Source organism: Bradyrhizobium shewense, assembly GCF_900094605.1.
Lineage (GTDB): Bacteria > Pseudomonadota > Alphaproteobacteria > Rhizobiales > Xanthobacteraceae > Bradyrhizobium > Bradyrhizobium shewense.
The window spans coordinates 15,919-28,074 of record NZ_FMAI01000048.1 but is presented as its reverse complement, the minus strand read 5'-3'; the positions used below and the strand labels follow the sequence as shown (position 1 = coordinate 28,074).

Annotated in this window: 9 protein-coding genes; 6 read left to right on the top strand and 3 right to left on the bottom strand. The window is 66.5% G+C overall.

What is annotated here, in order from left to right; translation table 11 throughout:
• Window positions 1-112: 112 nt before the first annotated feature.
• Window positions 113-1,447 (bottom strand): dihydroorotase, encoded by a 1,335-nt coding sequence (locus GA0061098_RS40800; RefSeq protein WP_091967333.1) that lies wholly within the window; start codon window positions 1,445-1,447, stop codon window positions 113-115.
• Between the two features lie 101 nt (window positions 1,448-1,548).
• Between GA0061098_RS40800 and ygfZ the strand changes: the two genes are divergently transcribed.
• The 6 genes from ygfZ to GA0061098_RS40770 all read left to right on the top strand — a co-directional run bounded on the left by ygfZ (window position 1,549) and on the right by GA0061098_RS40770 (window position 8,200).
• Window positions 1,549-2,424 carry a CAF17-like 4Fe-4S cluster assembly/insertion protein YgfZ gene (gene ygfZ / locus GA0061098_RS40795; protein ID WP_091967331.1) on the top strand — a complete coding sequence of 292 codons (876 nt, stop codon included), beginning with the start codon at window positions 1,549-1,551 and terminating at the stop codon, window positions 2,422-2,424.
• Complete coding sequence (locus GA0061098_RS40790) at window positions 2,421-3,047, top strand: DNA-3-methyladenine glycosylase I (protein ID WP_091967328.1); 627 nt, start codon at window positions 2,421-2,423, stop codon at window positions 3,045-3,047. Before ygfZ ends, GA0061098_RS40790 begins: the two co-directional genes overlap by 4 nt.
• Window positions 3,044-3,658, top strand: a complete 615-nt coding sequence (locus GA0061098_RS40785) for a YfbR-like 5'-deoxynucleotidase (RefSeq protein ID WP_091967326.1) — start codon at window positions 3,044-3,046, stop codon at window positions 3,656-3,658. The genes GA0061098_RS40790 and GA0061098_RS40785 overlap by 4 nt, the downstream gene beginning before the upstream one ends.
• A 171-nt stretch (window positions 3,659-3,829) precedes the next feature.
• On the top strand, window positions 3,830-4,336 hold the full coding sequence (locus tag GA0061098_RS40780; RefSeq protein ID WP_091967324.1) for a tyrosine phosphatase family protein: 507 nt from the start codon (window positions 3,830-3,832) through the stop codon (window positions 4,334-4,336).
• A 142-nt stretch (window positions 4,337-4,478) separates the two neighbouring features.
• Window positions 4,479-5,447 carry an NUDIX hydrolase gene (locus tag GA0061098_RS40775; protein ID WP_091967322.1) on the top strand — a complete coding sequence of 323 codons (969 nt, stop codon included), beginning with the start codon at window positions 4,479-4,481 and terminating at the stop codon, window positions 5,445-5,447.
• A gap of 50 nt (window positions 5,448-5,497) precedes the next feature.
• Window positions 5,498-8,200: a DUF2339 domain-containing protein gene (locus GA0061098_RS40770; RefSeq protein ID WP_091967320.1), complete on the top strand. Its 2,703-nt coding sequence runs from the start codon at window positions 5,498-5,500 to the stop codon at window positions 8,198-8,200.
• 3 nt (window positions 8,201-8,203) lie between these two features.
• Here the strand turns inward: GA0061098_RS40770 and GA0061098_RS40765 are convergent, their stop codons facing one another.
• Window positions 8,204-9,892, bottom strand: coding sequence for a methyl-accepting chemotaxis protein (locus GA0061098_RS40765; RefSeq protein ID WP_165637934.1), 1,689 nt, complete (start codon window positions 9,890-9,892; stop codon window positions 8,204-8,206).
• Between the two features lie 254 nt (window positions 9,893-10,146).
• A complete protein-coding gene (locus GA0061098_RS40760; RefSeq protein ID WP_091967316.1) occupies window positions 10,147-12,117 on the bottom strand; it encodes a methyl-accepting chemotaxis protein in 1,971 nt (656 codons plus the stop codon).
• Between the last annotated feature and the right edge of the window lie 39 nt (window positions 12,118-12,156).

The window sequence follows — 12,156 nt, the reverse complement described above, 5'->3', positions numbered from 1 at the left end:
GCTTCAAAGCCCTTGGATGAAGCGGTCTCCCGTCCGTTACCGCACCGGACACTCTATCCGATCCAGCGATTCGAGACTTACAAGGATGACGGATCACAACGAGCGCGGCAAGCTACTGCTTCAGCGTCTCCAAAAACCGCACCGGCTCGCCCCGCGAGGGCGTCACCAGCTCGCCCTGCCACATCACGCGGCGGCCGCGGATGAAGGTGCCGACGGGCCAACCCGTGACGCGCAACCCGTCATAGGGCGTCCAGCCGGCTTTCGACGCCACCCATTTGTTGGTGATGGTCTCGCTGCGCTTCAAATCGACGATGGTGAAATCGGCGTCGTAGCCGGCGGCGATGCGGCCCTTGCAGGCCATGTTGTAGAGGCGCGCAGGGCCGGCGCTGGTGAGATCGACGAAGCGCGCCAGAGAAAGCCGGCCCGCATTGACGTGATCGAGCATCAGGGGCACCAGCGTCTGCACGCCGGTCATGCCGGAGGGCGAGGCCGGATAGGTCTTCTGCTTCTCCTCCAGCGTATGCGGGGCGTGGTCGGAGCCGAGCACGTCGATGATGCCCTGCTCGATGCCGCGCCAGATGCCGGCGCGGTGATCGGCGCCGCGCACCGGCGGGTTCATCTGAGCCAGCGTGCCGAGCCGCTCGTAGCACTCGGGCGCTACCAGCGTGAGATGGTGCGGCGTCGCTTCGCAGGAGGCGACGTCCTTGTGGTCGCGCAGGAACTCGATCTCTTCCTTGGTCGAGATGTGCAGCACGTGGATGCGCTTTCCGGTCTCGTGCGCGAGCTTGACGAGGCGCTGCGTCGCCATCAGCGCCGCGGTCTCGTCGCGCCACACCGGATGCGAGCGCGGATCGCCCTCGATGCGCAGCGACTTGCGGTCGTTGAGGCGGTATTCGTCCTCGGCATGGAAAGCCGCGCGGCGGCGGATCACCTGGAAGATGCGACGCAGGCTCTCATCGTCCTCCACCAGCAGCGCGCCGGTGGAGGAACCGATGAACACCTTGACGCCGGCACAGCCCGGCGCGCGCTCCAGCACCGGAAGGTCCTGCACGTTCTCACGGGTGCCGCCGATGAAGAAGGCGAAATCGCAATGCATGCGGTGATGCGCGCGCTTCACCTTGTCGGTGAAGGTGGCCTCCGTCACCGTCAATGGCGAGGTGTTCGGCATCTCGAACACGGCGGTGACGCCGCCCATCACGGCGCTGCGCGAACCGGTCTCGAGGTCTTCCTTCTGCTCCAGCCCGGGCTCCCGGAAATGCACCTGCGTGTCCATCACGCCGGGCAGGATGTGCAGGCCCTTGCAGTCGATGACCTCCGCGGCCGAGGCCTGCGATAATGGGCCCAGCTCGGCGATGCGGCCGCCGGTGATGCCGATATCGCGAACATTCTCGCCGTCCTGGTTGACGACGGTGCCGCCTTTGAGGATCACATCGAAACGCTGGGTCATGGCTGAAGGCCCTTGTCATCCCCAAGCGCAGGGCTCGAGGTCTTGTCGTTTATGCCTCGCGGGCTTACGTTCCGGAGCAACATGTCGCAAGAGATTTTCGCATGAAATCAGCGTTTCTTCCCGACCGGGGCGTGGTCAAGGTCGCGGGTGAGGATGCGCGCAACTTCCTCAACGGCCTGGTCACGACCGACCTCGACAGGCTGAAACCGGGGCTGGGGCGATTCGGCGCGTTGCTGACGCCGCAGGGCAAGATCATCGTGGATTTCCTGATCACGGAAGTCCCCGCGGGTCACGGCGGCGGGTTCCTGATCGACTGCCCCAAGGCGCTGGCCGAGAGCTTCGCCACCAAGCTGAAATTCTACAAGCTGCGCGCCAAGGTCACGGTGGAAAACCTCGATCTCGGCGTGCTCGCGGCCTGGGACGGCCAGCCTGCGGCGCAGCCCGATCTTGCCTTCACTGATCCGCGCAACGAAACGCTCGGCTATCGCATCCTGATCCCCGAAGATCTCAAGGAGAAGCTCTCCGACCTCATCGGGGCCGAGCTGGTCGAGGCGACCGACTACGAGGCGCACCGCATCGCGCTCGGCGTGCCGCGCGGCGGGCTTGATTTCATGTACAGCGATGCGTTTCCGCACGAGACCAACATGGACCGCCTTGCCGGCGTCGACTTCGACAAGGGTTGCTATGTCGGCCAGGAGGTCGTCTCGCGCATGCAGCATCGCGGCACCGCGCGCACCCGCAGCGTGAAGGTGCTGCTCGACGGCCCCTCGCCCGAGGCCGGCGCAACCATTCTCGCCGGCGACAAGCCGGTCGGCACCATCGGCTCGACATCAGGCGGCAAGGGCATTGCCCTGGTGCGCATCGACCGTGTCGCAGACGCGCTCGATGCCGGCCAACCCCTCACCGCAGGCGGCCTCGCCTTGAAGCTGGCAGAACCTGACGTCGTCCGTATTCCAGCGAAGCAGCCCACCGCATGAGCCGAGCCCCTCGTCTGCATCCCGACGGAAAGACCCGTTGCCCCTGGCCGGGCGATGATCCGTTCTACGTTGCCTATCACGACACCGAATGGGGCGTGCCGGAGTATGACGACCGCGCGCTGTACGAAAAGCTGATCCTCGACGGTTTCCAGGCCGGCCTGTCCTGGATCACGATCCTGCGCAAGCGCGACAATTTCCGCACAGCCTTCGACGATTTCCAGCCGGAGAAGATCGCGCGCTACAATGCGAAGAAGGTGCACGCGCTGATGAACGATGCCGGCATCGTGCGCAACCGTGCCAAGATCGACGGCACGATCGCGAGCGCGAAGTCTTATCTCGACATCATGGAGAAAGGCCCGGGCTTCTCAAAACTGCTGTGGGACTTCATGGACGGACGGCCCAAGGTCAATCATTTCAAGACCACGGCGAGCGTGCCGGCCTCGACGCCGCTGTCGGTGCAAATCTCGAAGGATCTGTCCTCGCGCGGCTTCAAATTCGTCGGCCCGACCATCGTCTATGCCTTCATGCAGGCGACCGGCATGGTCAACGACCACCTCGTCGACTGCCACTGTCACGCCAGCTGCAGCAAGACGCAGCGCAAGCCGCGCCTCAAGGTCAAATGACGGCCAAGAAGACCGCACGCGACGTGGCGTCCCGCGCCTGGCAGCGCATGCTGTCGGGACGGCGGCTCGATCTGCTCGATCCCTCCCCGCTCGACGTCGAGATCGCCGACATCGCGCATGGACTGGCGCGCGTCGCGCGCTGGAACGGGCAGACCGTTGGCACACACATCTTCTCGGTTGCACAGCACACGCTGCTGGTGGAAACCGTGATGCGGCACGAGATGCCGCGCGTTGACCAGCGCATGCGGCTCGCAGCGCTGCTGCATGATGCGCCCGAATATGTCATCGGCGACATGATCTCGCCGTTCAAGGCCGTGCTCGACGGCCATTACAAGGTGGTCGAGAAACGCCTGCTCGGCGCCATCCATATCCGCTTCGGCCTGCCGCCGGTGCTGCCCGAGGAGGTCACGCTGGCGATCAAGGCCGCCGATCGCGGGGCGGCTTACCTCGAAGCGACCGAGCTTGCCGGCTTCAGCGAGAGCGAGGCACGGCGCCTGTTCGGCAAGGATCCCGGCCTCTCCGACAGCGTCCGGCGCGACTATCTGACGCCGTGGACGGCGGCCCGGGCCGAGAAGCAGTTTCTGGAACGGTTTGGCGCGGTGTTCGCGTGAGCATCATCCCTTCGTAGGGTGGGCAAAGGCGCGCTTGCGCCGTGCCCACGTCCTTTCGCTTTTGCGACAAAGGTGGTGGGCACGCTTCCGCCTTCGCTCTTCGAGCTACGGCGGACATGTCGCTTTGCCCACCCTACGGCACCGGCTATAATCGCGGCAAAAAGGTCCGTCATGATCCACGTCTGTTCCCTCGCCGCGCTTCCCGAAACCGTCCGCCTCACCAGGGCCAGCCACGTGCTGACCGTGATGGCCAATGTCGAACAGGTGGCACGGCCGGTGTCCGTGCTGCCCGCCAACCATCTGAAGGTGTCGATGGACGACATCACCGAGGAGATGGACGGTTTCGTCGCACCGTCCGAGACCCATATCGATCAGGTGCTGAACTTCGTGCGCGGCTGGGACCGCAGCGCGCCGCTAGTGGTGCATTGCTATGCCGGCATCAGCCGCTCCACCGCGAGCGCGTTTGCGGCGGTCTGTGCACTCAATCCGAACCGCGACGAGCTCGAGATCGCCAGGAAGATCCGCGCGGCCTCGCCGATCGCCTCGCCGAACCGGCGCATCGTCGGCCTTGCCGACCGTGCGCTGGGACGCAACGGCCGCATGCTGCGCGCGCTCGACGAGATCGGCCCGGGCGCGATGATGGTCGAGGGCCGTCCCTTCGTGATCGAGCTCGAATGACAGCTGCGCCACATCGCAGATGCTGCGTCATGGCCGGGCTTGTCCCGGCCATCCACGAACTTTCGCGCGGTACGAAGAACGTGGATGCCCGGGACAAGCCCGGGCATGACGAGTTTGTGGCAACAGCTGCGCGCCATATCACATGACCGAGACGCTGCTGACGCCGATCGAGATCGGCCTGACCGCGGCGATCGTCGCGATCGAGGGGCATGAGCCGCTGATCCTCACCGCGCGCGGCAGTGACGGGCTTGCCGGCCTGCCGTTCGGCCCGTTCGACGCGCTCGCGCATCGCACCTTCGACATCGGCCTGCGCGCCTGGGTCGAGGAACAGGCAGGCTTGCGGCTCGGCTATGTCGAGCAGCTCTACACCTTCGGCGATCGCGGCCGCCATGCCGAGGCCGGCGACACCGGCGCGCATATGGTGTCGATCGGCTATCTCGCCTTGACGCGCGCGGCGGACGGCGAGCTTGCGGCAAACGCGGCGAGCTTCGCGCCATGGTATCGCTTCTTCCCTTGGGAAGACCGGCGCGAGGAGCCGCCTGCGATCATCGCCCGCGACATCATTCCCGCGCTGACCGAATGGGCCGCGGAGGAGACGCCGGAGACGACGCGCGCGCTGCCGCGCAAGGATCGCGTGCGGTTCTATTTCGGCCTTGACGGGGCGGCCTGGGACGAGGAGCGCGTGCTCGACCGCTACGAGCTCTTGTACGAGGCCGGGCTGGTCGAGGAAGCGCGACGCGACGGCCGCCCTGCGGCATTAGCGCGCAAGACGCTTCCCCCGCTCGGGACCTCGATGCAGTTCGACCACCGCCGGATTCTCGCCACGGCGATCGCGCGGCTGCGGGCAAAACTGAAGTATCGTCCTGTCGTCTTTGAACTTTTGCCGCCTGAATTCACACTTACCGAACTGCAGCATACGGTCGAGGCAATCTCCGGCCGGCACCTGCACAAGCAGAATTTCCGCCGCCTGGTCGAAATGGAAGCCCTGGTCGAACCGACCGGGGTGATGTCGACACAGACGGGCGGACGGCCGGCGGCGCTCTATCGCTTCCGGCGCGACGTGCTCCAGGAGCGGCCCGCGCCGGGCTTGCGCGTGCGCTCCCGGCGTTAACCCGACATATTACGTGACCGGCCCCTGCCCGCCGGTCGCCTGGAGGCTTTATGTTCGACGGCCCGTTTGACGTCTTTGCGTGGATCATTGCGATCGCCGCCTTCCTGATCGCGATCAAGGCCTCCAGCCAGGCGGCCGAGCTGCGCCGGCGACTGAATTCGCTCGAAGAGATGTTCTACGCGCAGCGGCAGGTGCAGCCGCCGCCGCTCATGCCCGTGCAGGAGCAGGCCCCCGCGCCCGCGACGACGGCCGCCGAGCCGCCGCCGCTTGCGCCCGAAGCCGAAGCGGCGCCGCCTCCATTCGTCACCGAAGAACTTTCACCGCCGCCGCTCGAAGCGAGCCCCGCGGCTGCCGCACCACCTCCGGTGCCGGCCGCGGCCCCCGGCTTCGAGGAGCAGCTCGGCACCCGCTGGGTGGTGTGGATCGGCGGCCTTGCGCTCGCGCTCGGCGGCTTCTTCATGGTGCGCTATTCGATCGAGGCCGGCCTGCTCGGCCCGGGCGTGCGCGTGTTCCTGGGCGGCCTGTTCGCAGCTGCGCTGCTCGGGGCCGGCGAGTGGTCGCGGCGCAAGGAAAGCATTTCCAACATCCAGGCGCTGCCGATCGCCAACATCCCGGCGATTCTCACCGCCGCGGGTACGGCGGTAGCGTTCGCGACCATCTATGCCGCCTATGCGCTCTATGGCTTCCTCGTGCCCGCCACCGCCTTCGTGCTGCTCGGCATCGTGGCCATGTGCACGCTCGCCGCCGCGCTGCTGCACGGGCCGGCGCTGGCCGGCCTCGGCGTGGTCGGCGCCTTCGTGACGCCGCTCCTCGTCTCCAGCGGCAAGCCGGATTACTGGGCGCTCTACATCTACCTCGCCATCGTCACTGCCGCGAGCTTCGGCCTCGCGCGCATCCGGCTGTGGCGCTGGCTCGCGGTCACGACGATCGCCTTTGCCGTGCTCTGGATCTTCCCGGGTCTCGACACCGAGCAGGTCCAGGTCGCGCCGCACGCCTTCCATGCCATTGCAGGCTTCGTGCTCGCCGCGCTGCTCGTGGTCTGCGGCTTCATGTTCGGCCCCAGCATCGAGGACGGCGAGATCGAGCCGGTCTCATCGAGCTCGCTCGGCGCCTACCTGTTCGGCGCCATGCTGATCGTGCTGTCGAGCGCACATGCGGATCTGGCCCTGATCGCGTTCACGCTTCTCGTCGGCGCGACGCTTCTCGTCGCCTGGCGTGCGCCGGCGGCCACCGGCGCGCTCGGCGCGGCGGCAGCGACCGTCTTCATCGTGTTCGCCGAATGGGCCGTGCGCGCCAACCCTGATATGCTGGTGCTGCCGGGCGGCGCGATGTCCGGTATCGGGCCGACCGCGATCGACAGCTCGGTGACGCTGCATCTGGTGATGGCCGCGATCTTCGCCATCGGCTTCGGCGTGGCCGGCTTCCTCGCGCAGGGCCGCTCGAACTCGGCAATCATTCCCGTGGTGTGGTCGGCGGCAGCCGTCGCTACGCCGATCGCGATCCTCATCGCGCTCTACGCCCGCATCGCCCATCTCGACCGCTCGATCCCGTTCGCGATCCTCGCGGTGCTGCTTGCCGCCGCCTTCGGTGCTGCGACCGAAGCGCTTACACGCCGCGAAGATCGACCGGGCGCGGCGACGTCGACCGCCCTGTTCGCGACCGGCACGCTCGGAGCGCTGGCGCTGGCGCTGACCTTCGCGCTGGAAAAGGGCTGGCTCACGATCGCGCTGGCGCTGATGTCGCTCGGCACCGCCTGGATCTCGATGCAGCGGCCGATCCCGTTCCTGCGCTGGCTCGCCGCCATCTTCGCCGGCATCGTCACCGCGCGCATCGGCTATGATCCGCGCATCGTCGGCGACGCCGTCGGGACCACGCCGATCTTCAACTGGCTGCTCTGGGGCTATGGCCTGCCGGCGGCCTCGTTCTGGGCCGCGAGCATCTTCCTGCGCCGCCGCGCCGACGATGCGCCGCTGCGCATGGTCGAAACCGCGGCGATCCTGTTCACCGCGCTGCTCGCCTTCATGGAGATCCGGCACTTTGCGACCAATGGCCGGATGACCTCGCCGCCGTCGCTGCTCGAATTCGCGCTGCAAGTCTGCGTCACGCTCGCGATGGCGATCGGGTTGGAGCGCTTGCGGCTACGCAGCCGCAGCATCGTGCACAATGTCGGCGCGGTCGTGTTGACGGCGATCGGCGGGCTCATCAGCGTGTTCGGCCTCCTGATCCTGGAGAACCCGCTGATCTGGCACATCGACGTCGGCGGCGCCGTGTTCAACCTGCTGCTGCTCGGCTATGCGCTGCCGGCCGTGCTGATGCTGCTGCTGTCCTACGCGGTGGTCGGGATGCGCGGCAAGGTCTACGCCAACACCATCGCCGGTGGCGCGCTGGTGTTCGCGCTTGCCTATGTCACGCTGGAGATCCGCCGCTTCTATCACGGCCCGATCCTCTCCACCGGCGCGACGACGGGCGCCGAGCAATACACTTATTCGATCGGCTGGCTCGCCTTCGGCGTGGTGTTGCTGGGCGTCGGCATTCTCGTCAACTCGGAGCGTGCGCGGCTGGCCTCGGCTGCCGTCATCGCGCTGACGATCCTAAAGGCCTTCGTCATCGACATGTCGACGCTGACGGGCGTCTACCGCGCGCTGTCGTTCATGTGCCTCGGCGTCGTGCTGGTCGCGATCGGCTGGCTCTACCAGCGCATCCTGTTCCGGCGGCAGATCGCACCGCCGCCGGCTCCGCAGGCGAGCGCGTAAAGATCAGGCCGCGCGGACCGATTCCAGGAACTGCGCGACCTCGACCTTCAGGCGGGTGCTGTCGGTCGCCAGCGATTTCGCCGCCGAGAGCACTTCGCCCGAGGCCGAGCCGGTGTCGATCGCGCCGCGCTGCACGTCGGTGATGTTGGACGAGACTTCCTGCGTGCCGAGCGAGGCCTGCTGGACGTTGCGCGAAATCTCCTGCGTCGCGGCGCCCTGCTCCTCGACAGCGGCGGCGATGGCCGATGACACCTCGGACAACCGCTCGATGGTGCCGCCGATCTCCTGGATGGCGCTGACGGATTCCTGCGTTGCGGCCTGGATGCCCGAGACCTGCGCGCCGATCTCGCCGGTGGCCTTCGCGGTCTGCTCGGCCAACGCCTTGACCTCGGAGGCGACGACGGCAAAGCCGCGACCGGCTTCGCCGGCGCGCGCCGCTTCGATGGTCGCATTCAGCGCCAGGAGGTTGGTCTGGCCGGCGATGGTGTTGATGAGTTCGACGACGTCGCCGATGCGGGAGGCCGCCTGCGACAGCGCGTTGACACGGTCATTGGTCCGCGCCGCCTGCTCGACGGCTTCCGCGGCCATCCGCGCCGAATCCTGCACGCGGCGGCTGATCTCGGTGATCGAGGACGACAGCTCTTCCGAGGCGGACGCCACCGCCTGGACGTTGGTGGAGGCTTCCTCGGAGGCTGCCGCAACGACGGTTGCGAGTTCCTGGCCGCGCTGCGCCGTGCCGCTCAGCGTGGCCGCGGAGGCCTCGAGCTCGGTCGAGGCCGACGACACGGTCTCGACGACCTCGCCGATCATGGCCTCGAAATTGCGCGTGATGGCATCGACGCGGCGGCCGCGTTCGATTTTGGCCTCGGCGTCGCGAGCAGCCGCCTCATCGGCGGCCTTCTTGGCGATCAGTGCCTCCTTGAAGATCTGGAGCGCATCCGCCATCGAGCCGATCTCGGTCCGCTCGCCGCGATGCGGCACCTCGGCCGAGAGGTCTCCTTGGCCGAGCGACTGCATCGGACGAATGATCGAGGCGATGCCGCGAGAGACGTCGCGCACGAGATAATAGGCGGCGCCGATCGCGATCACGACCGAGAGCACGATGATGCCGACCAGCACGCGGAAGATCGTGGCGTAACTGTCGGCCGCCTGCTTGGTCTCCAGCTCGGCGCCCTGGTTATTGAGCTCGATGCCCTTCTGAAGCAGGGGATCGGCGGCCTGAGCCATCTTGGCGACCTTGGTCTGCAACATCTCGTTGGCGTCGGTCGGGAAGCGGCCGACGCTCTTGCGCGACAGCGCCATGGTCTCCTGCACGCCGTTCAGATATTCGCCCCACGCCTTGCTCCATTGCTCGTAGAGCGAGCGCTCTTCGGCGGCCGTGATCAGCGGCTCGTAGACCTTGCGCGTCTTCTCGATGCGCTCCCGCAGGGAGGCGAGGCGCTTCTCGGCGGCTTCCTTGCCTTCGGCGGTGTCCTGCATCAGGTGCAAACGGAGCGCGACGCGCAGCTCGTTGATGTCGGCGCGCATTGAGCCGAGCGCGCGCACGCTCGGCAGCCAGCTCTGTGCAATCTCGACCGTGTGAGCGTTGATATTCTGCATGGTGCCGATCGCCGTCACGCCGACACCGGCGAGCGAAAGAACGAGGACCGACAGCACGGTCAGAAGCTTGAAGACGATCGACAACTTCGACATCACACAAATCCCGATAATACCTAGCAACGCACAAATGACCTGCGCCGCTGTCGTCGCGACGGACGACAGGGCGGAAGTCAGTTCAACAATGCTGGCTGGTTCTTATTCCGTGAGATTGCGCCCCATAATTGCAAGCAGGCGTTAACAGGAGCCTACGTAAAACTACGGGTCGGTCTCGTCGGGCGTTATTTTCTCCGCAACCGGGCTGCGACGCGAACCACGACGCGCCGCCACATGCACCGGTCGGCGGCCGCTCAGGCCGCCCGCACCGACTCCAGGAAGCGCGCGACCTCGCTCTTGAGCCGGTTGCTCTCCTGCGACAGCGACTGCGCGGCCGAATGCACCTGCGCCGAGGCAGCCCCGGTCTCGCCGGAGCCGCGCTGGACGTCGGCGATGTTCGACGAGACCGCGGAAGTACCTTGCGCGGCGTGCTGGATGTTGCGGGAGATCTCCTGCGTGGCGGCGCCCTGTTCCTCCACCGCAGCAGCGATGGTCGACGAGATCTCCGACATCCGCGCGATGGTGTCGCCGATCTCCTTGATCGCGCCGACGGATTCGTCTGTCGCGGACTGGATCGCGCCGATGTGCTGACCGATCTCGCCGGTGGCTTTCGCGGTCTGCTCGGCAAGCGCCTTCACTTCGGTCGCGACCACCGCAAAGCCCTTGCCGGCTTCGCCCGCCCGCGCCGCTTCGATCGTCGCGTTCAGCGCCAGGAGGTTGGTTTGCGCGGCGATGGTGTTGATCAGCTCGACGACGTCGCCGATGCGGGAAGCGGCCTTGGTCAGCTCGGCGACGCGCGCATTGGTACGCTTGGCCTGCCCGACGGCGACGTCAGCGACACGCGCCGATTCCTGCACCTGACGGCTGATCTCGGTGATCGATGACGTCATTTCCTCGCTCGCGGCCGACACCGACTGCACATTGGCGGACGCTTCCTCCGAGGCCGCCGCTACGGCGGTGGCAAGCCCGTTGCCGCGCTCTGCGGCGTGGGTCAGCGTATTCGACGATGCTTCGAGCTCGGTGGCCGCCGACGACACCGTCTCGATGATCTCGCCGACCGCGCCTTCGAACGTATCGGCGAGCCGCTGCATGTCGGCCTTGCGCTGCGCGCGCCCACGGGCGTCCGCCTCGGCCTGCTCGGCGCGCAGCCGATCGGCCTCGGCCATGTTGGTCTTGAAGACCGCGACCGCGCCGGCCATCTCGCCGATCTCGTCCTTGCGCCCGACGCCGGGGATTGCGACTGACATGTCGCCCTTCGCCAAACCGGTCATCGCGCGGACCATGGCGATCAGCGCGGTCGAGATCGAGCGCCCGGTGAAAAAGGACACGCTGCCCACCAGCAGGATGGAGCATCCGAGCGCGACCCACATCCAGAGCTTGATCGAGGCCCGCATCGACTCTTCGGCGGCCTTCGCCGCGTCGTATCGCTGACTGACGTTCTTTTCGATCTCGTCGAGGACGGGCTCGATGGTGCGGAATTCCTTGGACATTGCCGAGCCGTGCGCGGCCAGATCCTGCGCGCCGACTGCCCACGCCACGAAGTCGTCCTGGTATTTGGAGAGCTTCTTGCCGATATCGGCCTTGACGGCCGGCGGGATCGCCGAAGCCTCGACTTGCCCGGAGAATTCCGTCGCTGTCTTCTTCAGGGCGTCGAGATATTTCGGGTCGCGGCGCAACATGAAGTCTTTCTCGTGACGACGCATCGTCAGCATGCCGCTGGTGAGCCTGGGATCGTCGATCTCCTTGAGCTTGGTCTCGATATCGTGCACAGCCGTGCGCAACGAGCCTGACAACCCCAGGGTCTCGTTCAATCCAAGCTTGACCTCTGCTTGCTCGACGGCCGCAAATTCGCTCACATATCTCTCGAACCCGGTGCGGACCACTGACGCCTTTTCCCCGACCGCCGCGTATCCTGCCGCACGCGCCGCGCTGCCGAGGCGATCAAGATTGCGGGTAATGTCGGAAGCAAGTTCGGCGTGACGCTTCGCATAGGATTGATCGCGGCGGAGCTGGAAATCTTTCTCGGCGCGGCGCGCTTCGAGCAATTGCTGCGAGATCCGCTGGTTCAGGTCGGACAGCCGGCGCGCGTCTTCAGCAACGTCGCGGGACGTGTCCTGAGAGAGGCTGCCAATCTGGTAGATCGTGCCGAAGGCGACGAGCCCAATGAGGCCGAACAGTCCGATCGCCATGACCTTGTGAGTGAGGCGAATGGAAATGCCACTCATGAATGTGCTCCAACGATTGAGGCGCAGTACGCGAAGGAC